Below are 25243 nucleotides of genomic sequence, written 5' to 3'. Positions count from 1 at the left end.
CGGGCCGATCCCGTCCCTGAATGGCCTGTTGAGTAAACTACTTTTTGAAGACATGCGGTGTGTGAGGGTCCAATTAGGGAGACTCGGTTAGCGTACCCCGGGTCTCCCCACCGCAGCTTTTCGCCCGCCACTTCGACTTTGCCGTTCGCGGCATTTTCCAGACAACTCACTGCAAGCGCATTTCGTTTTCCTCCGAACACGCTTATCCTGCCAACAACCCTCTTAGTCGCGTACGAGTAGATGTAAAGGAAACATCTTATGAAAAATGTCCGCCCCCTCATCCTGTTGTTGGTTCTGGCCTTGGTATCCCTTGGAAGTATGGCTAACGCAGCCATCATCCATTTCCCGGCCGACCACCCCACCCTCCAGTCGGCTATCGACGCTTCAGTAAACGGCGATACCATCTTAGTTGCCCCGGGACATCACTACGCCAATGTCAACCTCCGCTCAAAACGAATAGTCCTCGCCAGCCAATACCTGTTCTCGGGTGACCCGATGGATATTTGGAATACCGTTCTGGATGGCAGCAGCCCGACCTTTGCCGATACCGGCTCAGTCATCATCATTGCCGGACTTCAGGATACGAGCATGGTTGTGACAGGATTCACCATAACCGGTGGCACCGGCACCAAATGGCGGGACATTTCAGATAATCTGGTCTATCGCGAAGGAGGCGGCATTCTCATCGAGGGCGCCAGCCCACGTATCAAAAATAACCTGATCATCAATAATCGCTCCATCCTCCGCGGACCTGGTGTTACCTCCTGCGGCGGTGGCGGCATGCGCGTCGGCTTTCAGTCTGGAGCCCGTCCGGTGATCGAAGGAAATCTCTTTGCCTTCAATCAGGCACATTACGGTGGCGCTTTGGTCTCCTTCCATGCCCCGGTCATCTTCCGCAATAATGTCGTCTGGCGTAACTCGGGCGGAACTGATTTCGGCGGAGCCGGACTCTGGATCTGGAACAACGGCTCTCTCGCCACTACCCTGGTGGAAAACAACACCATCATCGCCAACAGCACAACCAACACCGGGGGCGGGCTCTCTGTCAGCAACTCCGAGATCGACATTCACAACAACATCATTCGCGGCAACAGCGGAACTCCCGCTCAGCTCTGGGTCAGTGGCGCTCAAAGTACCACCATCTGGTTTAACAATATTCAGGGAGGCTATGCCGGAACCGGCAATATCGATGAAATCCCGCTCTTCGCTGACAGCAACTTCTTCCTCCTCCCCGGCTCACCCGGAATAGATTCCGGCGACCCCGATCCGATGTACGACGACCGAGAAGATCTCGGCAATCCCGGCAACGCGCTCTGGCCGGCACTTGGTTCACTACTGAACGACAAAGGGGCGTATGGCGGACTCGGCGGAGCCATCCTCCCAACCTACACCTCCCCATACACCAATATGATCACCGACTCTCTTGACATGGGGACTGTCCCCACCGGCAGTTTCAGCCTCCCCTGGATTCTCGTCGGCAAGGATGGCTATGGTCCGGTGCGGATCGACTCGATCCGCTTTGGCCATACCTCGAATGTAGAGCTATACAACCTGACATCGCTGCCGCTGACTATCCCCGAGAAACCATATGTCGACTCGATCCAGATCCTCTGGAACCCCAGCGCCGTCGGTAACCTCCTCGATACCGCGAGGATCTATCACAACGACACCACCGTCGCCAATCCTCTGCTGACCATTGTCAGCGGCAAGGTCTCCTGTTGCGAAGGTACCACCGGGAATGTTGACCTCAATGGCGGCGTAGATCTCTCCGACCTGAGCGTCCTGATCTATTATATGGTCATCACCCCACGGCCGGAACTGGACTGCCTTAGCGAGGCCAATATCAATACGACCGGCCCGATCGACCTGACCGATCTCTCCATGCTCATTTCGTATCTCCTCTCCCCGCCCGGCGCGGTGACGCTCCCCCCCTGCCCGTGACGCAGGCTTCCCGTCGCCGAGTGGGATAAAACAAAAACGGACGTTGCCGAATGCAACGTCCGTTGTCTTTTCTGATTCTCTATCGTGTCGAGAACTTACGCCAGCTTGAACTGCTCCACCATCGTCTGCAATGACTCCGCCTGGCGGCTCAACTGTGCCGCGGCCGCTGATGACTGCTCCGCGCCCGCCGCCGTCTCTTTCGTCACTGCCGATATATCGCCAATATGACGGGAGATCCCTTCTGCCGCCGTCGATTGTTCATTCGCCGCCAGCGCGATCTGCTGGATCATCCCCATCACCTGATGGGTCATATTAACGATCTCCTGCAGGTTTGCACCGGCACGATTCGCCAGTTCGCGTCCCTTGTCAACATCCTGCAAGCCAGTCTTGACCGATTCAACCGCCTCAACCGTCTCATCCTGGATAGAGCGTACCATCTGAACGATCTCACCGGTCGCCTTGCCGGTCCGTTCAGCCAGTTTGCGTACTTCATCCGCCACTACCGCGAATCCACGTCCTTGCTCGCCGGCGCGCGCCGCTTCGATCGCCGCATTCAGCGCCAGCAAATTGGTCTGGTCCGCAATATCATTGATCACGTTGACGATCTGACCTATCTGTTGCGATGACTGGCTCAGCTTAGAGATCGTTTTGGCCGACTCCCGTACCACCGCTTCGATCTTTTCCATTCCGCGTATCGTATCGTCCACCAGACGTCCGCCTGAACCAGCCGTTTCGCTGGCCGCGCGCGAGGCCGAGGTCGCTTCCTGTACATTCTCTGCCGATGCCATGATCGTATGACTGATCTCTTCGATCGAGGAAGATACCCCCTGGATCTGCTGCGCCTGCTCGCGTGCCCCGCTAAGCATCTGCGAGGCCGAGGCCGAGATCTGCGTCGCCGCCGAAACCATCTCCGTGGCGCTTGAACGAAGTTGTCCCACCATCTTGGTCAGGCTGACCACCATCAACCGGAACGAATGGCTCAACACATCTTTCTCAGATTTCGGCGTCACCACCACAGTCAGGTCATTTGCGGCGATCCGCTCCGCCGCGGCCGATAGGTCATGGATATACGACCGGAGATTCCTGAACGCGGCATACAGCTTGCCGATCTCATCTCCTGATTCAAACTCCATCTGCTGATTGATATCGCCGACCGCGATCCCGTTGGCCGCTTCCGCCAGATGGACGATCGGCTTTGAGATCATCCGCTGGAAGATCACGACGATACCGATCGACAAGGCGCCGATCGCCAGCGCGATCAGGAAAGAGACCCCCGCGAACCAGCGGAGTCGCTGGGCCAATGCCGTCAGATCCGACTGGATCACCAGGTATCCAAGTGGCTTCCCTTTCGCGGAAATGACTTTGGTAACGTAAAGATGCTCTGCATCAAATCGTGCGCCATCCGCCAATCCCGCTACCTGCAAAGCAGGCAACTTGGCTTCGGCTCGTAAATACTGCGCAAACGTGGCGCCCGTACCAAGTACGATCTGCGCTGAAGTAATGTGTTCGTCCGAGGAAAGAGCGCCAAGAACCTCGTTCCCGGCTTCCTGGTCCTCAAAACTGACCGCCGCCGCGCTGTTGTTCGCCAACACCGTCGCCAGAACAGTCAGGTTGTCGACCATCCCCTGCTTGAAAGTCGAACGATCGTTGAACACAAATACCGTGCTGGCGATCAGCAGAGCGCTGATACTGGTCAGCATGATCATGAATGTCAGCTTAGCCCTGATCGAGTAGTCGCGGAGTTTGCGCATCTCTCCTGCCTCTGGTCGTCGAGGAACTGCCCAAAGGTTTAGATCACCGTCGCCAACTTCAACAGTTGTGCGCCGATCTTCAACCCAGCCTCTTTGACCGTAATGGTGTTTACCTCAAACTTGACTTTCGCGCCCCCATCAGAATCATCCAGAATATTTACCATCACGCCGAATTGCGCGAACTTGGTGCAATTGCTAACCGTCAACACCGGCTGTCCGGCAGCCGCTTTCAATACTTTTGCCAGCTCGGCTTTGTCGCATGCGCCGATAAAAACCATCTGGCTCCCGGCCAACGGATCGCCCGCCGCGACCGTTTTAACCGTCACTTTCATCCCCTCCGCCGATTTCCTGGCGGCCGCATCTTTCAGCGACGCTATCACCGGTGAATCACCCACGCAGGCGATCACTACACTGCCCGATGCATCTGTCCCTTTTCCCGCCGGCCACTCCACGAAATCGATCAGTTTGGCGACAAAATCCGCCTTTTCCGAAGCATCCGCTGCGACTGCGACCTGGCTGACCGGACCGACCAGCATCGCCCAAACCAATAGCCCCACAACTAGCCAACGACCGCGCATGTACATCCCCTTTGCAGGCAGGCCGGGCAATACATCGCCCCAGCCTGGCTGGATCCTGTGATTCAGCGTTACCATAGCTTTCTTACCAAATATCGGGGAGATACTGGTATTCATTAGGCGCTTTGCCCAGATTCCGGATGAAAACTGCACTGGATCTTCCCTCCGCCGCCTGTGCAGGAAATGCACAGCAAGTCGATACAAAAGATTGCGTCTCATGGCCTGTCTCCCTATCTATGTAGTCTGAATCATGTTGTTCCATTGCCCCCGTCTCAATATGCCGGGAGTCTGAAAGAGTGAGTCACGTATGTCCGAACTGTTCATAGATCGTCGCCTCCATCACTACTTCCCTCTCGGGATCCCGATCTCCCGACAGACCATCGACCGCCTCCATCTCCGCGCCATGGTCGCCCCGGAGTCGGCACCGATTCAGTCCCCACCGGCGGCCCTCCGGCTGATCGCCGCTAAATTCAACGATCAGCTGCTCAATTTCCCTTCCGGCACGATCCCGATCCGGCCCGGTGATCTGATCACTGCCGCTACCATTACCGATATTCTCAGATATGTCCTGATGCTCTTCTGCCATGAGCAGCATCCCAAGATACTCGGACAGGGGCTCTCCCATGCCCGCTCGCTCGGCTCCAGCGAGATAGTAGAGCTTCCGCCGCCCAAATTCGTCCAACTTTTTCCGCCGCCGTCGGTTTTGGCCGGTAGCCAGAACGAGTCAGAATATCTGGGGACCATCAGCGACAAGGTCGACCATCTTGAAGTCTCCGTCGGCGAGATGATCCTCCTCGAACTATCGATGGAGAATCCCGCCTTTCTGCCGTTCCGTCCGCTGTACGATGACCAGCCGCTTCGGCAACAAGTCCCGTACATGCCGCTGATCACCCGGTTGGAGCAGTTTTTCGCTACTCAACCGACTGTTGACCCGGTCGGACTGCCTCTGTTCGATTGCCTGCGCGCCCCTATGCTGGCCTCGCCGTTTTCATTGGAGGGCCAGCTGGAGTTTATACGTACCTATTGGTCACGCTTTTTGCCCGTCGAATTGGTCGAACGTACGCTCCTCGCCACAGACATCCTTCGAGAACAGGCCGCTTTCCGCCTGCCGCCTACCGGCGGCCCGGTCCCTGTCATGGAGTTCTGGGGACAGGAATATCGCGACAGCTTCGGCTATCCCGAACCGGCACGCTTCAGCCCCGATGCTGACTGGATGTCCAATGTCGTCATGATCGCCAAATCTACCTACGTCTGGCTTGACCAGCTCTCCAAACGTTACGGCCGCGACATTCATTTGCTCAGCGATATTCCCGATGAAGAACTCGATCGCCTCGCCAGATTCGGCTTCACCGCGCTCTGGTTGATCGGCGTCTGGGAACGCTCACCAGCTTCACAACAGATCAAGCGAATTATGGGCAACCCGGAAGCCGTTTCTTCGGCCTATTCTCTCTATGATTATACGATCGCCGCAGACTTGGGAGGCGATTCCGCCTATGACCAACTGCGTCAGCGGGCCTGGCAGCGCGGCATTCGCCTCGCCTCCGATATGGTCCCGAACCACATGGGCATATACTCTCGATGGAGTATAGAACACCCCGATTGGTTCATGCAACTGAATTATCCCCCCTTCCCCGCCTACCGCTTCACCGGCGCTAATCTCTCCTGGGACCCGCGTGTGACCATCCAGATCGAAGATGGTTACTGGAATCATACCGACGCCGCAGTCGTCTTCAAGCGCACCGACAATTGGACTGGCGATGTCCGCTACATCTACCACGGCAACGATGGCACCAGCATGCCCTGGAACGACACCGCCCAACTCAATTTCATGATTCCCGATGTTCGCGAGGCGGTCATTCAGACGATCCTCCATGTCGCCCGCCATTTCCCGATCATCCGCTTTGATGCCGCCATGACCCTCGCCAAAAAACATTATCAACGTCTCTGGTTTCCGCAACCCGGCGATGGTGGCGCCATCCCCTCACGCGCTGAACATGGTATGACCCGCACCGATTTTGATGCTGTGTTTCCCGAGGAATTCTGGCGTCAGGTGGTCGACCGCGTGGCCGCAGAGGTCCCGGATACGCTTCTTCTGGCCGAGGCCTTTTGGCTGATGGAAGGTTACTTTGTTCGCACGCTCGGCATGCACCGCGTCTACAACTCCGCCTTCATGAACATGCTGAAGATGGAAGAGAACGCCAACTACCGACAAACCGTCAAAAACGTCCTCACCTTCAGCCCCGAAGTGATCAAGCGATTTGTCAACTTCATGAATAATCCCGATGAACGAACCGCTGTCGAGCAATTCGGTCGCGGCGATAAATACTTCGGCGTTGCGATGCTGATGGTCACGATGCCCGGACTGCCAATGTTCGGCCACGGTCAGATCGAAGGCTTCACCGAAAAGTACGGTATGGAATACCGCCGCGCCTATTGGGATGAGCATGTCGATGAAGAAATGGTCCGTCGCCACCAACAACAGATCTTCCCCCTGATGCACAAGCGTTATCTGTTTAGTGGCGCCGCCAACTTTGCCTTTTTTGACTTCGTTCACCCCGATGGATGGGTCGACGAAAACGTCTACGCATTCACCAACCGTGCGTTCGGTGAGCGCGCGTTGATTCTCTATAACAACGCCTACTCCTCCACTAATGGCACCATCCACACCTCTTCTGAAATAAACGTCGGACAGGGAGAAGAAACTCATATAGTGCGACGCAATCTCGCCGATGCTCTGGATCTGAATACCGATGGCAGTCACTACTACCTCTTCCGCGACCACGCCACCGGACTGGAATATATTCGCAATGGACGGCGCCTTCAGCACGACGGCTTCTGGACCCGCCTCCATGCCTATCAGTTCCATGCCTTCATTGACTGGCGAGAAATGCACGACTCCGATGGTTCCTGGGCGGAGATGGAGCGACGCCTCGACGGCGGCGGCGTCCCCAATATTGACGAAGCTCACTACGAGATGAAACTGGAGCCAATCCTCACTCCTCTTGAGTCACTTCTCCACACATCGCTGGATCTGCTCGATACCGATGATTACGATCAGGCACTGGCCGATGTCGCCTCCGGTCTGCAGAATGCTCTTACCACACTTGACCAATACCTGCAATCCGGGACTGATGATCTCAGGATATTCAAACAGCTCCAGGCGAAACTGGAATGGGTCGCGCCTCCCGATGATGATCTTGCCGATGAGATCACGACGGTTGAGCTCGAACCGGAGTCCGATGCTCCGCCATCCGAACAGATCACCAATGTCTCCGATGATGCGCTCGTCTGCTGGTCTGTGCTTTATCATCTCCTGCGAGTGGGCCTGCCCGAAGGCCGCCAGGATGCCATCGCCCTGCAGCGCATGAACGAATGGCGAATAGTCCCCGCCGTCACCCGTGTCCTCGAAAAACGGACCGGCGATCTCCGCGGCTCACGCGACAATGCCCTCCTCGTCTGGATGTTGATCGCTTTCCCCGAATTGCTGCAGCCTACTGTTCAAAAACCGCTCGGTCCATCCCTGCAACGGCTGTTTGACACCGATGCCGCGTCTGAATTCCTCCGGGTTAACCGCTACCAGGAAGCACACTGGTTTAACCGCGAGCAGTTTGACCGACTCATTTCGACCTTCCTGATCGCCACTCTCGCCGGTCTGCGCGAACTACAGCCGCAACCGATCGACCTGATGGCGCATGCCGGAACCGCCGCTTCTGACCTGACAACATGGGCCGACCGACTCGGCTACCAGGTCGAGGCATTCCTGGCCGAGTATGGCCTTCCACGACCGCCAGTCAAATGACCGCTAAGGGATTATTGCCGATCCCTGCTGTTTTCGCATAAAGTGACACAGAGCCCCCGACCGGGGCTCCGATGCGCCCAAAAATCGCTTTCCAAAGTCGACATCCTTATATACTCTTCACTGCTGTGACGCCCATATCGCCCGTCACAACCGTCGCTACGCAGGAGGTATCAGCAAATGTCTCGCACGCTCTCATTTCTCTTTTCACTCCTTTATCTCGCCTTCGCTTTGATCGCGAACGCAGATACAACCACTACTGACTCAACCAAACCGGCCAAAGCCGATCCAAAGTGGAATGTCTCGGATTTCGGCGTCCCCTATGACACCCTCGCCTTCACCACTTCCGAGGGAGCCTGGATATCCGTCGACATTCACCCCAACGGCAAGCTCCTCGTGTTCGACCTCCTCGGCGACATTTACACTATGCCGATCGAAGGTGGTAAGGCGACCTGCATCGCCAGTGGTCCAGCCTACGAAATTCAGCCGCGCTTCAGCCCCGATGGAAAACATATCTCCTTCACCTCCGACCGCGCCGGAGCTGACAACATTTGGGTAACGGATATCGATGGTCTGAATCCTGTTCAGATAACGAAAGAAGATTTCCGCCTGCTCAACAACGCCACCTGGCACCCGTCGGGTAATTACATCGTCGCCCGCAAACATTTCACCGGTTATCGCTCGATGGGCGCTGGTGAGATGTGGATGTACAAAGTTCCCGAAGGCGGTGTCGGCATTCAACTCACAACCAAGAAGAATGACCAGCAGGATGCCGGTGAGCCAATCTTCTCCCCCGATGCCAAATACCTCTACTGGTCAGAGGACATGACTGCCGGACCCTCATTCCAGTACAACAAAGACCCGAACGGCACCATCTACATGATCCGCCGCCTCAATCTTGAGACCGGCGAGATCACTGAGCTGATAAACCTCAATGGCGGCGCGGTCCGACCGCAGATCTCTCCCGACGGCAAAACCATGGCGTTTGTCCGTCGTGTCCGCGAGAGATCCGTCCTCAGCCTCTATGACATCTCTTCCGGCGAAGTCCGCCATCTTTGGGATGGTCTCGATGAAGATCAGCAGGAGACCTGGTCGATCTTTGGTGTCCATCCCGGATTCGACTGGACTCCCGATGGTCGTGCTATCGTCATCACCGCCAAAGGAAAGCTTTGGAAAGTGACCATCGCTGATGGTACTGTCGCTCCTATCCCCTTCTCTGTCGATGTCAGCCAGAAAGTCGCGCAGGTGCTTCGTTTCCCGCAGGAGATCGGTGGCCCGGAGTTCTCCGTCAAAGTTGTGCGCTGGCCACAGACAATTGGCTCTTCCGGCGATCTCCTTTTCCAGGCGCTTGGCTATCTGTATCGCTATAGTCCTTCAACCGGCAAACGCACTCGTCTGACCTCGCAAACCGACCATTACGAATTTGCGCCGTCAGTGTCGCTCGATGGAAAGTCGGCAGCCTGTGTCACCTGGAACGACACAACCGGTGGCCGCGTCAAAATTATTGACCTCGCGACGAAAAGGGAGCAGATCGTCGTTTCGCAACCCGGCCACTACGTTACTGCCGCATTCTCTCCTGACAAAAATTGGGTGGTCTACCATCGCGGGAGTGGCGATGGCTACCGCGGCAGAATGTGGGATGAAGAACCGGGCATCTACGTCGTTGATGCTAAGGGACTCACTCCTCCGCGTCTCATTACTCGCGAGGGCCGCAATCCCAGATTCTCCGCCGATGGCCAGCGCATTACTCTGGTTTCCGGCGAAGGTGAAGGATCTGCGCTCATCTCTGTCAATCTCCTCGGCTCCGACCGACGCGTCCTCGCCAAATCCGTCCGCGCTGGTAATTACGAACTCTCGCCCGATGGAAACTGGCTCGCTTTCGAAGAACTCTGGCAAACCTATGTTGTGCCATTCCCGCGCACAGCCACTCCACTCGACCTCAGCCCCGAAACCCGTTCGCTGCCTCAGAAAAGACTCTCCAAAGATGGCGGCACCTATTTGAACTGGTCGGCTGACAGCAAGACGATAAACTGGTCGCTTGGGCCGGAATACTTCAGCATCGATCTCGCCACGCTCTACGCGCCGAAACCAGACAGCAGCAAGTCTGACACTACGCTCACGCCGAAAACTGTCAACCTTGGCTGGCAAGAAAAAGCAGATATCCCGAATAGCGATGTCTACTTTGTTGGTGCACGCATCGCCCCGATGCATGACCTCTCCATCATCGAAAACGGTGTCGTCCATGTGAAAGGGAATCTCATCACCGAGGTCGGTACGAAAGATCAGATCAAAGTTCCTGCCGGCGCCAAAGTCATCGATATCACCGGTAAACTGCTGATGCCCGGCCTTGTAGACATCCATGCCCATACCGGTTCATCCAATCAGGATATCTACCCGCAACAACAATGGTCATGGCTGGCCAATCTCGCCTTTGGCGTGACCACCACGCATGATCCCTCGAACAACACCGAGATGATCTTTGCCGAATCAGAACTGCAACTTCAGGGGAAAAACCTCGCCCCGCGTGTTTTCTCCACTGGAACGATTCTCTACGGCGCCGATGGCAGTTTCAAAACCGTCATCAACAAGTATGAAGACGCGGTCAGCGCAATCAAACGCACTACCGCCTGGGGCGCGTTCTCCGTCAAGAGCTACAACCAGCCACGTCGCGAGCAACGTCAGATGGTCATCAAGGCCGCGCGTGAACTCGGCGTCATGGTTGTCCCCGAAGGCGGCTCCACTCTCCATTACAATATGACGCACTACCTCGATGGCCACACCACGGTTGAGCACTGCGTTCCGGTCGCCCCGCTCTATGACCCGGAACTCCAGTTGATGAGCAAATCACAAACTGGCTACACCCCCACCTTGATCGTGGCCTATGGCGGTATCATGGGAGAGAACTACTGGTACCAGCATGACAATGTCTGGGAGAACGAACGCCTCGCTCACTTCACGCCGCGGTCCGTGCTTGACCCGCGCTCACGCCGTCGCCCCATGGCCCCCGAATCGGAATATCATCACTTCGCCGCCGCGAAGACAGCTACCGATATTCTCCGTCGCGGCGGTATAGTCGAACTCGGCGCCCACGGCCAGTTGCAGGGACTTGGCGCGCATTGGGAACTCTGGATGCTTCAACAAGGCGGCATGACCAACCACGAAGCTCTCCGCTGCGCCACCTGGATGGGCGCCAAAGCGATCGGCCTCGATCACAAACTCGGGTCCATCCAACCCGGAATGCTCGCAGACTTGATCGTTATCGATGGTGACCCATTGACTGATATCCGCCAGTCCGAGAATATTCTGTACACTATGATCAATGGAAGATTGTACGATGCGAAGACGCTTGAACAGATCGAACCGATCAGAAAACCGCTTCCGGTCGGCCCAAATCTGATGGGTATTCGTGGCTCAGATATCAACACCTCGTGCCTCCAGCACGAGCACTAAAAAAATCTATTAGCATTATATCGTAGCCCAGGTTCCAAATCTGCCTAGAGCAGATTTGAGAACCTGGGATTGAGTGACCGTGATCCTCGAGAGACTGAGAACTGGGCTACCTGCCCCTCCGGGACCTGGGTTTCCTGTGACCCTCCGGCGACCTGAGACCTGGGTTTCCTTGAACCGTTGCCCCCCCCGGCGGCCGAGAACCTGGGTTACTGAGCGGCAGACCTCCTGGTCTGCCCTACCCCTAGTTCCGTTGCGGCGGGTCTGACGCTCGCCGCCTTACTTTCTCGACTCAACCCATGCGTCGACAATGGATGTCAGCGTCGCCAACGGCACACACCCATATTTCAACAACTCATCATGGAATGACCTGATATCAAACTTCTCCCCTAACTGCGTCTCCGCCTTCTTCCGCAATGACCTGATATGCAACTCCCCGATCTTGTACGACACCGCCTGCCCCGGCCAGACGATATACCTATCTATCTCTACCTCGACATCATGCCGCGGCTTGCTCGAATTCTGCATAAAGAACTGGATCGCCTGTTCACGGCTCCAGCCTTTGGCATGTAACCCCGGATCCACCACCAACCGGATCGCCCGCCACATCTCGAATGTCAACTGCCCGAATTTGGCGTACGGATCGGCATAAAACCCCATCTGCTCACCCAGACTCTCTGAGTATAGCGCCCATCCCTCACCATACGCCGTTATCCAGGACTCCCGCCGGAATCTCGGTATCTCGTCCAGTTCCTGCGCCAGCGCTATCTGCAGATGATGCCCCGGCACCGCTTCGTGCAAAGTAAGCGCCTCCATCTCCCACTTCGGGCGCGATGGCAGATTGTACAGATTGGCATAAAAGTATCCCGGCCGCCCCCCTTTGGCCGAACCCGGCTGATAGTACGCAGTCGTCTGTTGCTTCTCCATGAATGACGGGATCGGCGTCACGCCGTACGGAAGGCGCGGCAGGATCCCAAAGAACTTCACCAGCTCAGGGTCTACACGCTTCGCGATATCTCGATAGGTCCGGAGTAGCTCTTGTGGGTCGGTGAAATAGAACTGCGAATCGGTTCGCAAAAATTCGGTGAACGCGTCGAATCCCCCCTTGAACCCCGCAAGCCTGATGACCTGCTCCATCTCTCCCCGTATCCGCGCTACCTCAGCATGTCCGGTTTCGAAAATCTCATCCGCGGTCATCTCAATCGTCGTATTCTTCCGCAGAAGGAACTCATACCACTCGCGGCCGCGCGGCATCGAGGACCACGCCGTCTCCACCCGACAACTCGGCAGATACTGGTCATTGATGAATCCAAAAAACTGCTTGAGCGAATTTCGGATCGTTCCCGCATAGACCGAAAACGCCTGCTGGCGAAACTGCTCCCAATCCCGCTCCGATACCTCAGGCGGCCGATTTCCCAGCGCCACCAGGATTGCCGAGTCAGCCGGCTCTTTGGTGATCAAGTTCGCTATCTGCTCCGGCAATCCGCGCATCGGCCCGCGCGGCTGCGTGATTCCCAGCTTCATACCTTCCGCCATGAGCGACGTGGTCTGTGCGATCGCCTCGGGAATCTTCTCCAATCGACTCAAGAACTGCTCCCGCTGGTGCGCCGTCGCCAGCGGCATGATCTCCAGTGTCCGCGGGATCTCCTGCTGAATCCCATCCATCTGGGTTGTCGCTACCAACTCCGACCGAAACTCCGCCGCGGTCAACTCCTCTTCGAGATTCCTTGAAAACAGCTCAATACTGAGTAGTTCTTGTTGGCCCAGCCCGTGCTTCGGAATCGCATTAAGCACCCGTTGCATGGTTTTCCAGTCTGCAACGCGCCGCTGGAAAGCCTCAGCCGAACGGTCTGTCCAGCGGTCATTATGCTCGGCAAATCCCAGAAATGTCCCCCACTCCGGGTACTCCTCCATCTGGTACTGCCACGCCAACTCGAAAAACCGATTCAGTTTTGCCGATGGCGCTTCGCCGGATCGCTCCAACGCTTCTATCTGACTGGTCAGTGAATTTCCCATAACCTGCCTGTGTTGGTGATACTGATTTCCCTGAAACCAATAAGAAATTGCCGGCAAAGGCAACGGAAAGCCTTGGTCCCACTGATTCTGCCATGAAGATTTTTCGGGGAATTCAATAGCGGCGCAGGGATTTGAACCCCGGACACGCGGATTATGATTCCGCTGCTCTAACCAGCTGAGCTACGCCGCCATTTCAAAGAGGGGACCAATGTAATGATTTTCCTGCGGACGTCAAGCAGCTTGTCAGCCACCCCGATGGTGCGACGTAATCCTCCCCATAAACAAATCTGCACCCACTCGTTGGAGCAGGTGCAGCTATGTCACAACAATCGACAGGAGATATCTAAAGCAGAGTGAAACCCAAACCCTGCAACGATTCCTTTTGAAAAAAGGAGTTGCCCCTCACAAGCAACTCCTTAATCCCCACCTCTTAAATACCCTTCACCGCCATACTGCGTATATTTAAGAGTAACTAACTTCGATAGACTTATATACAATCGCTGTGCCAAAGCCGCACGGTTCCGTACATTTTCACTAATTGCCTCACACATAATCGCTTACGCCACCGCACACCAATTCACCCCACCCCCTCTCGCATCAGCAAACGCACATCCTGCGACGACAAAACCGAGCAGAACTGGCGATTTCCAGACATCGCCATTGTCCCACAAGAAGATAGCCGCACGCACCAAATGCGTACGGCTTCATCGAAATCAACCCTTTTTGGTCACTTAAGCAGATTCTGCGCGCTACGACCGCTTCTTCGCCAGATGGACCGACACCCCATGCAGGTCATGGGCCGCCTCCATTACCGCCTCAGAAATCACTGGGTGCCCAAAGATCAGGTTCCCCAACTGCGTCACAGTCATCCCCTGGTTCACCGCCAACGCGGCGACATGGATGATCTCCGTCGCGTGGATACCGATCGCGTGAACTCCCAGGATCTTGTCGGTCTTTTTATCCCCAATGACCTTCACTTCGCCGGCGATCTCATTTTCAGCATGTGCTTTCCCCAGCACTCGAAGCGGGAATTTCCCGACTGCGATATCAAACTCCTTCGCCGCCTGCTGCTCACGCAACCCAACCGAGGCTACTTCCGGATGCGTGAAGATAACCGAGGGGACTCCCAGGTAGTTTTTGGTCCGCTTGCCGCCGAGCGCGTTGTCGACCGCTACCGAGCCGTCATGCACCGCCGTATATTCAAGCAGGATATCTCCGCGCACGTCTCCCACCGCGAAGATATTTTTGACATTGGTCCGCATATCCGGACCGGTCGGGATCGAGCCGTTTTTCGCCTTTTCGACTCCCGCCTCTTCCAATCCGATATCCTCGGTATTAAACGAGCGTCCCACCGCCACCAGCGCCTGATTGGCGTCGATCACCTTTCCATTGGAAAGTTTCGCCTGGATCCCGGCCGGACCGCCGACTATCCCTTCAACCTTGGTTTTGGTATGGAGCGAGACCTTTAATTTCTTAAGCTCGCGTTCCAGCAACTGAGCCGTGCCGGTATCTTCCATCGGGAGCGCATGATCCATCAGTTCGACCATATGCACCTCGACATCCAGGAGCGCCAGCATGCAGGCCCATTCACAACCGATCACCCCTGCTCCGATGATCAGGATTGACTGCGGCAGATGTTCCAGCTCCAGCAGATGATCCGAGGTGAGGATACGCTTACCATCGATCGGGAAGATCGGGATATTCGCCGCGCGCGATCCGGTGGCGATAATGATATTCTCACCTTTGATTTTGGTCTCGACCCCATTTTCATCGGTCACGACGATGATATTCGGGCCAGCCAATCGTCCGAATCCGTTGTAGTGCGTCACGCCATGCGACTTGAACAGTGACCCGATACCGCCGACCAGCATACTGACGATCTTATCTTTGCGCGCGCGCATCGCCAGCCAGTCATAGACCGGAGCGCCGGGGAGTTTGATCCCAAACGTCTCCGCCTCTTTCATATTCTTGTATTGGGTGGCCGACGCGATCAGCGCCTTGGACGGGATACATCCGCGGTTCAAACAGACGCCGCCAAGTTCACGGTATTCCACGACCGCAACTTTTGCCCCTTTCATGGCTGCCCGGATGCCGGCCGAATAGCCGCCGGGGCCGCCGCCGAGAATCACTATATTGTAGCTTTCGATGGCTTACTCCTTCTCTCTTGACGATATGGAACGCGGCGGTAATCTAAAGGTTTTCACGAACTAGGCAAGTAGTGGCCGAAAAAAAGGCCGGTTCTGACGAGAACCGGCCAAATATAACAGGATCAAAGCGATACTTAGGAACCAGAGGCCGAGAAAGTCACGATCACCTTGCCCGAATCCACGACAAACGTGTTGCCGAGATTGCCGGAGCTGGTGCCGTAATACTCAAACTGACCGATTTTGGCCAGCGCTTTCAGACGGTCCAGATTCTTGATCACTCCCAGCGACTGGGCATACGTGATCTTGGTCGTACCGGGAGCCACGGTGAAGTCTTCGATGATCGGAGTGGCGTTGGCTACAACGGCCCCTTCGGTCGCGTGGTCATCGCCAAAGTCATCCACCCAGACGCTGAACGTGACATCACCCGCTTCGGTGCTGGTGATATAGAACTCCGCGCCGACGGCATCGATCATGTCGATATCATCTTTGTGACTATCCCAATCTGCCTCATCGGTAATATCCACCGTGTAATGGTAGAAACCAGTACCGGCAGTGAAATCAAACGTCTCGACAATAATAAACGTCCCGGAGACCAGGCATCCGGAGATCAAGGCGGCGACCGCGATCAGCCCCGCCAGAGCAAGTATCTTCATTCGCGTGATCATTCGTACTACTCCTTAGAGGTTAAACGAAACGCCGGCCGTTATCAACGCACCCTTCTTGGAACCGCCATCTTCCTGCGGAACAACCAAGAGAGCGCCACGAACATCCAGATCGATCTTTGGCGACATGCCAATACCGAACCCAAGCCCGCCCTTGAATCCAAGGTTGGACTCATCAAACCCAGTGTCGTCGTTTTTGATCTTAAACGATCCGACACCTACAACGAGAAATGGCTTGAACCCAACGCCGCCCGGCAAACCGCCAAGAGTGGCATCCACGCCGAATCCCGTGATCTTCGAGCCCTTGATGCCGAGGTCGACACCGTCGATAGCGTCCGGATCTCCCCATTTCGCCAGCATGATATTCGGCTCCGCTACCAGAAATGGCAACACCTTGACTCGTCCACGGAAACCGAAGACTGTCCCGCTGGCCTGATCATCCATCGCTAATGGGATGTTGATACCACCGTAGGCGCCGACTCCCAGCGATGGCGTTTGTGCTTGCACCGCTGTCTGCGCCATAAGCAGAACAAGAGCCGCGAGCATTACTCTCTTCATACTACCTCCTTAAGATTGTGCTCTGTCCGAGAAAGGCGAGAAAAATTGTCCCAGACCTTGATTCAGGATAAGGTAGCTCCACGTAGTACCTCATGCAACAATAAAATCATCCCCAGCCCATAGTGGTACAAGGAGTTCCAGTTCCTCCTTGAATCCCTGAACAGCGCCCCTGACGCCACTTTTCCTCCCAGAGTCCCTACACCACCCTTCGTCCATGTTCCGCACTCGCTCCACCGATCCGCCTGTCATCTCCCGCTCTCTTCCCCGTTTTTTTTCCCTTCACGCCGATCAACCTCCCCGTCTCCGCCTCGCCGACGGCGGTTTCACTGGAGAAACCGACCGAAACTCAATCGTAGACCATTTCTCTCTAATTTTACATTCCCCACCCGGCCCGCTCCGCTCCCGCCACAAAAAAATCTGCCCTGCGGGGAAAAAATTCTTGACATATCTGGAACTTAGGTTATACTGACGCCGTTTATTAAACCTAAAGTTACGGTTTATTAAACCGACACTGGAGTAGACAGGACAGAGTGAACCTTAAGATCGGTGAGAAGATACGGGCCTTGCGCCTCGCCTCCGACCTGACACAGGAGGAATTGGCGGACCGCGCCCAGCTGACGAAGGGGTTCATTTCCCAGCTTGAGAACGACCAGACTTCTATCTCGGTCGACTCGCTCTCCGATCTGCTCGACGCCCTCGGCGTCACCTTGTCGGAGTTTTTCAGCGACACGACCGAAGAGAAGGTCGTTTTCGAACCCGCTGAGCGGGTACCGGTCGAAGGTTGGGGAGTCAGCAAATTCGAATTGCTGGTCCCGGGTTCGACCAACAATCTGATGGACCCGATCTTGCTGGAGATCAAACCCGGCGAGAAAATGGAACCGCGGGGACCGCACGCCGGTGAACAGTTCGGCTACGTACTGAACGGCACCGCCACCCTGCGGATCGACAAGAAAACTTTCACGGTGCCCAGCCGGCACTGTTTCTATTTCGAGTCCGACAGGACTCACCAGGTGATGAACAACGGACGGACTGTGGTCAAGCTTTTGTGGGTGATCACCCCGCCCCAGATGTAAGTAACTCTTTGGACCCTTAAGGAGGGATCTGAAAGATGAAGATTCTCGGACGGCATCTCATCGTGGAGTATTCCGAGTGCGACAAACGCAGCCTCGATGATATCCGCCTGTTGGAAGAAGGGATGTGCGAATCAGTCCGCCGTTCCGGCGCCACTATCGTACGCTCGGTCTTTCACCGGTACAATCCGCAGGGGGTCTCCGGGGTTGTGGTGATCGCAGAATCACACATTTCGATTCACACCTGGCCGGAATACGGCTACGCGGCAGTTGATTTCTTCACCTGCGGCGACAGCGTAGACCCGTACAAGGCCCATGAGTATCTCGCCTCGGTTCTCGGTGCTGGCAATTTCCACATCCAGGAACTGAAACGCGGGATCCCGTCGGCTACTGATGAGGTCATCAGACACAAGCCGTTTCCACAAATCTGTAACGTGGCTGCCCAGGCCTAGCCAAGGGAGGGTAACAGGATGACCCACTCTATGCATTTCGCGGCGGTCGAAAATACCGCGCTTTTCCGTGGGGTCGATACCGGCCTCATTCGAGAACTGTTCGAGGCCAGAAACCTCGAAACGCCGATGATGCTTTTGTCGCGGGCCGAAGTCGGGCGGAATTATGAGGCCCTCAAGGCCGCTCTCCCCCGTGTCGGCATCCATTACGCCGTCAAATCGAACAACGAACAGGCGGTGATCGATGAAGTTTTCGCCCATGGCGGTAACTTCGACGTCTGTTCCGCGCGCGAGATCGACACCGTCCTCCGGACTGGCGTTGATGTCGCCTCGCTGATCCATTCGCACCCGGTCAAGACCGTCTCCGAATTCGACTATGCAGTCGCCAAAGGAGTTCAGGTCTTTGTGATCGACAATATGGAAGAGGTCAAGAAACTCTCTCGTTATCAGGACCAGAGACTGAAATTCATGATCCGCTTCCGTATCAAAACCGAAACGACCGCTGTCGTTAACCTGCAGTACAAATTCGGCTGCACGGTGGACGAGGTGATGCCGCTCGCCCGCGCGATCGAAGAAGCCGGCCATGAATTTTATGGCCTCTGCTTCCACATCGGTTCACAGTGCGTCTACGCCGACAACTATGTCAAGGCGATCAATGCCGCACACGAACTGATCCACGCGCTTGATCTGGCCGGATTCAATACCCGCGTCCTCGATATCGGCGGCGGCTTCCCGGTCGAATACACCGAGCCGATCCCGTCGATCGAAGATCTCTGTGCCCCGATCCGGACTGCCCTCGACAAGCAGATCCGCCCCGGCATCAAGCTGATCTGTGAGCCTGGACGTTTCATCTCGGCCAGCCCGGTGACCCTCGTCACTTCGGTCATTGGCAAAGCTGAACGCGATGGAAAGGTCTGGTACTATCTCGACGACGGTCTCTACTCGACCTTCTCGGGGATCGTCTATGACCACTGCACCTATCCGGTCGTCACCTACAAACACGGCCACGAAAAGCTGTCGGTCCTTGCCGGCCCGACCTGCGATTCGTTTGACGTGATGTACGATGGCCTGATGATCCCGGAACTCGAGGTTGGCGATGCGATCGTCTTCCCGATGACCGGAGCCTACTGCGCGGCCTCTGCCTGCGACTTTAACTCGCTGAAGCGGCCCGGCTACAACATTCTGGACTAAGCAATCAACCGAGGGCCCCATTCCCGACGGAGTGGGGCCTTTTTCTATTCAGCATGCACAATCACGACAGAAGTTTCGAGGAGTAAGATGAGCGAGCAGCAGATTGATAAGGGTCAGCGCGTCTCCGAACCGTCCATGACCAACCTCTGGAATGTCTGGTACTCGGAGTTGCACGAAGGACTCTCCGGCCTGACTATCAAACTTGATCGGATAGTCGAATCGACCCAATCCGAATTTCAGCGTATTGATGTCCTCGAATCGCAGGACTATGGCCGCTTGCTTGTCCTCTACGGTTCCCTCATGGCCGCTGATAAAGACTACAATGCCTACAACGAGATGATCACCCATGTCCCGCTCTTCTCGCATCCGAATCCGAAGCGCGTGCTGATCATCGGCGGCGGCGATTGCGGCGCCCTCACTGAGATCATGAAGCACCCCGAGGTCGAAGAATGCATCATGTGCGAGATCGACTCCAAAGTGGTCGAGGTCTCGAAGAAGTATTTCCCCTACTTGACCACCGGCGCGGATGACAAACGCGCCAAACTGGTCTTCCAGGACGGCAAGGAGTTCATCGCCAACGGCAAAGATAAGTTCGATGTCATCATGCTCGACCTCTCCGACCCGGTCGGCCCGGCAGAAGAGCTCTTCCAGAAGCCGTTTTATCAAAACGTCTTCAATCGCCTGAACGATGACGGCATCCTCGTCGCCCAGTCCGAGGCCCCTTTCTATCATCAGGAATCTTTCCCCGGCATCCATGCCAACCTGAAAGCGGTCTTCCCGATGGTCAGAGCCTACACCTGCTTTATGCCGATCTATCCGTCCACTTACTGGTCATTCGCGTTCTGTTCGAAGAAGTACGACCCGATCGCCAACTTCGACCAGGCTCGTTATGACCGCCTGAAAATGAAAACGCGCTACTACAACGATGACATCCATCGCGGCTGTTTTGCCCTCCCGACCTGGGTCAAAGAACTGCTGAAGTAGTTTCCCTCGAATATCTTACGAGCCCCGAATGAGAATCTCATCTCGGGGCTTTTCTTTTTCCGCACACCATGTATCTTGGCCGTCATGAAACCAGTACTGATAATCCAAAACTGCGAGTATGAGACCGCCGGAAGCACGGTTGATTACATGCGCGACCGCAAAATCCCTTTCATCCTGATGCAGTCCTACTCCGGAGACGCATTCCCGGATCAGGCCGATATCTCCGCCATTATTGCGATGGGCTGCCCCGAATCGGTCACCCGCCTGAACGAGTTTGACTACCTCAAAAAGCTCTTTCACTTTGTGTCAGCTTCTGTCCGGCAGAACATCCCCTATCTGGGCATCTGTTTTGGGGGCCAACTCCTCGCAAAGGTCCTCGGCGCTGAGGTTAACCCAAACCCCGTCAAAGAGATAGGGGCCTGCAAGGTATCCCTCACCGAGGCCGGGAAAAATGATTCCCTGTTCGCTGGATTTGACAATATATTCGATGTATTCCAGTGGCATGGTGACACCTTTAAGGTGCCCTTTGGCGCTGAATTACTGGTCGAAGGGACCGAGTGCAAAAACCAGGCTTTCCGGAAAGGGAATCTGGTCGGGATCCAGTTCCACCTGGAAACTCCGCTCGAGGAAACTTCGGTCTGGTGCGACAAGTATGCGCATGAACTGGTCGAGGTCGGCAAAACTCGCGAACAACTGACCGCCGGCTATCGACCCATTGCGGAGACTGCTAAGAACTTGAACTATAGACTGCTCGATAACTTCTTCCAAAACATGGTAACCAGCAGGTAACGACACTCCCGGAGAGACGAATTTATTCGGGGATACATTATTTATAAACGTTGTGGAGTTTTTCGATGAATATCTATGTCGGGAATCTGTCCCACGAAGCGACAGAACAGGAACTGAAAGATGCCTTCGCCCCCTTTGGCGATGTGGCCTACGCCAAGATCATCAAAGATCGTGAAACCGGCCAGCCCCGCGGCTTTGGCTTTGTTGAAATGCCGGATGAAAAGCAGGCGCATGCGGCTATTGCCGAGATGAACGGTAAACCGCTCCGCGGACGAAATCTCAAAGTGAATGTCGGCCAGCCGAAAGAAGGCGGCTCCGGCGGTGGCAACAGAGGTGGCGACCGCCATGGCGGCTTCAACACCCCCCGCCGCGACCCCCGCTAATCGCGCATACAACTGAATCTTCATAACAATCTCTATATCAAGAACGGCAGGCAATTCGCCCGCCGTTTTTGTTTACAATAGCGACAGACCTCCCCTTCTGCCTAATCTCCCCCCAGCGTCATTGCGAGGAGCATGGCCGTCGCCCTGAGCGAAGTCGAAGGGGACGCACACTCAACACGATCATCACACTCCCACCACCCAACCGCCCTCCTTCCCCTTGACCAACATCACATTGTGCACTCCAGCATGGACTAATTGCATACACTTTTATATACTACTCCGGGCATTCACTAACGGCATGTTAAGCGGAGGTACTGAGTGAGCACGAAAAACAGCAGCAAAAAGAAAGACCTATCACCCGACCAGCGGAACAAACTCCTCAACACCCTCAAATCCCGCTTCGAGAAAAACATGGACCGCCACCAGGGGCTCGACTGGTCCAAAGTCGAGGCAAAGCTCAGGGCCCATGCAGAAAAACTCTGGTCCCTTAATGAAATGGAACAAACTGGCGGCGAACCCGATGTCGTCGGCTTTGACAAAAAGTCCGGCGAATTCATCTTCTATGACTGTGCTCCGGAGACCCCCAAAGGCCGAAGATCCCTCTGTTATGATCGCGCCGCGCTAAACGCCAGAAAAGAGCACAAGCCGGCCGACAGTGCCACCGATGTCGCCGCGACAATGGGAGTCGAGTTGCTGTCCGAAGAAGAATATCGCGAGTTGCAGTCACTTGGTCAGTTCGACCAGAAAACCTCGAGTTGGCTAAAAACTCCCGCTGATATTCGCAAACGTGGCGGCGCCATCTTTGGTGATTTCCGCTATGGACGAGTCTTTATCTATCACAACGGCGCCGAGTCCTACTACGCCGCCCGCGCCTTCCGCGCCGCTCTGAAGGTATAGTTCTCGGTTAGAGCCCAAGAGTCGCAGCTCCGACATTTTTTGCTATACCCATCACCATTCTAGGCGTGATGGTCAAAAACCACATACCAGAAGCCGCTTGGCCGCTCGCACTCCGCAATGTTGATAGCGATCATAAGCCTCCGCCGCGCGTGTTCTGATACTCTCGAGTGATCTTCCTTCCCCCCACGCAACCACCGCTGCCTCCAGGGTGTATGCTTCAGGAGCCATCAGACCGGTCGTCCACAAGATTGGCTCTGCCTTCAACCCTGCTATCTGCTTCGCGAAATACTGTTTGCTCATACACGCCAGGATGATTGACTTCTTGCCTAAGCTGTCACCTTTCAGACTATCCATCGGCAGGTTGAAATCCATCAGCCCATCATGTCCGACATACGCGACCAGATCGTATGATGGTTTGGCCCTGCCATCCTGTCCTGCGAGATTGCGTATCAGTGTGGAGTCAGCATTCTGCCTCCCTGCGACTGAAGCAAGAAAATCAATCACTGCCTCTTTGATCCTCACTCCTCTGTACGCATCGGCCACCAGATAAAGCGGAACCCGGACATGCCTGAACACAACTCGTTCCAGGATCGTGTCCGTTTGCGCTGCGGTTGACGACGATACCAACCTCCAGTCCTGACTGCGCTTGAAATATGTCTTCACGCCGTACGCCGCCCCCCAATAGAGGTTGTTGGCCGGATCATCGCCATTCCCCAAAAATGCCGGCACCGGGATGATTCCTTGATGGTCATTGTCTGCCAATGCTACGATGACATGTACAAACTTACAGCTATCTGCGCAATGCGCCATCCCTGCTCCGCAGAGACTGAGCCCCAGCAAAACGAGTGTGCCAATTATTCGCATATGCTGTTTTCCCCTCTCGACTAGTCTAATATCAAGATTCCGCGGCCAGCCGCATATCAGCGAGCATTTGTCATTAAAATAGACGTTTGAATACTGAGTCTTGTCATTCTTAATTTCTCATGAGTGCCGTCATCACATCCTGCAAGCTTTGTATGTCGAAACCCCTGCCGGCGCAGCGGGTGTGCGAAGCGCAGGTTTCGACATCTTTGTTTGCGCGGCAGACGTCCCCGTCTGCCCTTCTTCCCCCCACAAAAAACGGGGACCCATCGGGTCCCCGTTCATACCATCTCTCGAATCGTCGCTTATTCGACTGACTCGATCTCCGTACGACGGTTCTTCGCGCGTCCTTCATCGGTCGTATTGTCGCCGATAAAGTACTTCGCATCTTCGCCGTACCCCTTGGATTTCATGCGACCCTTGTCCACACCCTTGCTCGCCAGATAATCCAGCACCGCTTTGGCGCGGCTATCCGACAACCGCTTGTTGTGGGCATCGGTACCACGATCATCGGTGAAGCCATTGATCGCGATCTTGATATCCTTGAACTCGTTCAGGGTCTGGGCGATCGCATCCAACTTCGTCTTCGAACCATCGTCGATCACCGACGAATTGGTTTCGAACGGAATATTGAGCGTGATCTTTTCACCCTTCTGGATCAGCTTCGGGCAACCGTTTTCATCGACCGGGATCCCCTGGGCGGTCCCTGGGCATTTGTCTTTGTAGTCCGGTACGCCGTCACCATCGCTGTCTTTCGGGCAACCGGCTTCATCAACCGGAGCGCCGGCCGGCGTATTCGGGCAACGATCCTTGTCATCCGTCACGCCATCGCCATCAGAATCCACCGGGCAACCGTTGGCATCAACTGTCACACCCGACGGAGTCCCGGGGCACTTATCCAGATCATCGCTGACGCCGTCACGATCGGCGTCCATTTTCTTCGGGCAACCGTCGCGATCGACCTCGGTCCCTCGCGGGGTGCCGGGGCATTTATCTTTGTCGTCATTCACACCGTCGCCGTCGGAATCTTTCGGCGCCTGAACCGGAGTCGCGCCAAAGTACGGATACTCTTTCACGTACGGGCGGTTGTCCATGTTGTCCGGCACGCCATCCCAATCGGAATCGAGATCGGCCGGCTGCATTTTCGGATCCTGACGCATCGGCGCGGTGCCGTTATAGAGCGTCATGACATACGGGCGCATATCGATCTTGTCGGCAAGACCGTCGCCATCGGAATCAACACCCTCAGCCGCCAGCATCGGATGCGACATCGGCTGCTGACTGACATTCGGATATTCCTGCACGTACGGACGATTGTCGAATACATCCGGTACGCCGTCATTGTCGGAGTCAACGTTGGATGGTTGGGCCGCAGGATTCTGCCGCTCGGCCGACGTATTCTTGTAATAGCCGGCGACCGTCGGACGACGATCCAGCGCATCCGGCAGACCATCGTTATCCATATCCTGACTGATTGCCATCGGCACTGCCATTAACATCAGCAGTAGCGCGATCAACAGTGATTTCATGTAAAACCTCCTTGGTTTCAGCATAGTGTGAGAGTCCTATCTATTCATGAATTTACATTTGCAGATAATAGATCAGCACCCGTAATCTGAACCGTGATACCGGTCTGAAGCAACTAATTGTTTGCGTAAAAATGCCCTGCGCCGGTCGACGATCCTGTCCAACATTTACCTGGCTCGACAGATCACTGGACTGCCTG

General features: G+C 55.5%; 18 protein-coding genes and 1 tRNA gene. 10 read left to right on the top strand and 9 right to left on the bottom strand.

All coding sequences use genetic code 11. The features are described 5' to 3' along the window. Positions 1-318: 318 nt before the first annotated feature. A complete protein-coding gene (locus tag IPH75_01605) occupies positions 319-1941 on the top strand; it encodes a hypothetical protein (protein MBK7140757.1) in 1623 nt (540 codons plus the stop codon). A gap of 95 nt (positions 1942-2036) precedes the next feature. On the opposite strand, the gene IPH75_01600 is transcribed toward IPH75_01605, so the two are convergent. Together IPH75_01600 and IPH75_01595 are read right to left on the bottom strand one after the other, a co-directional pair. Continuing rightward, the gene (locus IPH75_01600) at positions 2037-3692 is read right to left on the bottom strand and encodes a HAMP domain-containing protein (protein MBK7140756.1); all 1656 of its coding nucleotides are present in this window, start codon (positions 3690-3692) and stop codon (positions 2037-2039) included. A 38-nt stretch (positions 3693-3730) separates the two neighbouring features. Continuing rightward, a complete protein-coding gene (locus tag IPH75_01595; protein ID MBK7140755.1) occupies positions 3731-4345 on the bottom strand; it encodes a YfiR family protein in 615 nt (204 codons plus the stop codon). Positions 4346-4670: 325 nt separating this feature from the next. Here IPH75_01595 and IPH75_01590 point away from each other — a divergent pair, with 325 nt between their 5' ends. After that, on the top strand, positions 4671-8066 hold the full coding sequence (locus IPH75_01590; GenBank protein ID MBK7140754.1) for an alpha-amylase: 3396 nt from the start codon (positions 4671-4673) through the stop codon (positions 8064-8066). A 177-nt stretch (positions 8067-8243) separates the two neighbouring features. Next, positions 8244-11513, top strand: a complete 3270-nt coding sequence (locus IPH75_01585; protein ID MBK7140753.1) for a PD40 domain-containing protein — start codon at positions 8244-8246, stop codon at positions 11511-11513. Positions 11514-11789: 276 nt separating this feature from the next. Here IPH75_01585 and IPH75_01580 read toward each other — a convergent pair whose 3' ends face one another. The 5 genes from IPH75_01580 to IPH75_01560 all read right to left on the bottom strand — a co-directional run bounded on the left by IPH75_01580 (position 11790) and on the right by IPH75_01560 (position 16893). Further along, positions 11790-13526 (bottom strand): DUF885 domain-containing protein, encoded by a 1737-nt coding sequence (locus tag IPH75_01580; GenBank protein ID MBK7140752.1) that lies wholly within the window; start codon positions 13524-13526, stop codon positions 11790-11792. Between the two features lie 116 nt (positions 13527-13642). Then, positions 13643-13716, bottom strand: a tRNA-Met gene (locus IPH75_01575). A gap of 559 nt (positions 13717-14275) precedes the next feature. Then, positions 14276-15655 (bottom strand): dihydrolipoyl dehydrogenase, encoded by a 1380-nt coding sequence (lpdA, locus tag IPH75_01570; GenBank protein MBK7140751.1) that lies wholly within the window; start codon positions 15653-15655, stop codon positions 14276-14278. A gap of 152 nt (positions 15656-15807) precedes the next feature. Then, positions 15808-16338: a hypothetical protein gene (locus IPH75_01565; protein MBK7140750.1), complete on the bottom strand. Its 531-nt coding sequence runs from the start codon at positions 16336-16338 to the stop codon at positions 15808-15810. Positions 16339-16350: 12 nt separating this feature from the next. After that, positions 16351-16893: an outer membrane beta-barrel protein gene (locus IPH75_01560; GenBank protein ID MBK7140749.1), complete on the bottom strand. Its 543-nt coding sequence runs from the start codon at positions 16891-16893 to the stop codon at positions 16351-16353. A gap of 530 nt (positions 16894-17423) precedes the next feature. Here IPH75_01560 and IPH75_01555 point away from each other — a divergent pair. The 7 genes from IPH75_01555 (at position 17424) to IPH75_01525 (ending at position 22656) form a co-directional block, all read left to right on the top strand. After that, complete coding sequence (locus IPH75_01555; GenBank protein ID MBK7140748.1) at positions 17424-17966, top strand: helix-turn-helix transcriptional regulator; 543 nt, start codon at positions 17424-17426, stop codon at positions 17964-17966. 35 nt (positions 17967-18001) lie between these two features. After that, on the top strand, positions 18002-18415 hold the full coding sequence (locus IPH75_01550; protein ID MBK7140747.1) for an S-adenosylmethionine decarboxylase proenzyme: 414 nt from the start codon (positions 18002-18004) through the stop codon (positions 18413-18415). An 18-nt stretch (positions 18416-18433) separates the two neighbouring features. Further along, positions 18434-19603: a type III PLP-dependent enzyme gene (locus tag IPH75_01545; protein MBK7140746.1), complete on the top strand. Its 1170-nt coding sequence runs from the start codon at positions 18434-18436 to the stop codon at positions 19601-19603. 87 nt (positions 19604-19690) lie between these two features. Beyond that, complete coding sequence (speE, locus tag IPH75_01540) at positions 19691-20587, top strand: polyamine aminopropyltransferase (GenBank protein MBK7140745.1); 897 nt, start codon at positions 19691-19693, stop codon at positions 20585-20587. A gap of 84 nt (positions 20588-20671) precedes the next feature. Further along, positions 20672-21376, top strand: a complete 705-nt coding sequence (locus tag IPH75_01535) for a type 1 glutamine amidotransferase (GenBank protein ID MBK7140744.1) — start codon at positions 20672-20674, stop codon at positions 21374-21376. A 65-nt stretch (positions 21377-21441) separates the two neighbouring features. Next, the gene (locus tag IPH75_01530) at positions 21442-21759 is read left to right on the top strand and encodes an RNA-binding protein (GenBank protein MBK7140743.1); all 318 of its coding nucleotides are present in this window, start codon (positions 21442-21444) and stop codon (positions 21757-21759) included. A gap of 318 nt (positions 21760-22077) precedes the next feature. Next, on the top strand, positions 22078-22656 hold the full coding sequence (locus IPH75_01525; protein ID MBK7140742.1) for a DUF4256 domain-containing protein: 579 nt from the start codon (positions 22078-22080) through the stop codon (positions 22654-22656). Positions 22657-22728: 72 nt separating this feature from the next. Here the strand turns inward: IPH75_01525 and IPH75_01520 are convergent, their stop codons facing one another. Together IPH75_01520 and IPH75_01515 are read right to left on the bottom strand one after the other, a co-directional pair. After that, positions 22729-23520 (bottom strand): hypothetical protein, encoded by a 792-nt coding sequence (locus IPH75_01520; GenBank protein ID MBK7140741.1) that lies wholly within the window; start codon positions 23518-23520, stop codon positions 22729-22731. A gap of 302 nt (positions 23521-23822) precedes the next feature. After that, positions 23823-25046, bottom strand: a complete 1224-nt coding sequence (locus IPH75_01515) for an OmpA family protein (protein ID MBK7140740.1) — start codon at positions 25044-25046, stop codon at positions 23823-23825. Positions 25047-25243 lie beyond the last annotated feature (197 nt).

It is taken from the genome of bacterium (genome assembly GCA_016708025.1).
Classification (GTDB): domain Bacteria; phylum Zixibacteria; class MSB-5A5; order GN15; family FEB-12; genus FEB-12.
The sequence above is the reverse complement of the archived record's forward strand: the minus strand, read 5'-3'. Positions and strand labels throughout refer to the sequence as shown.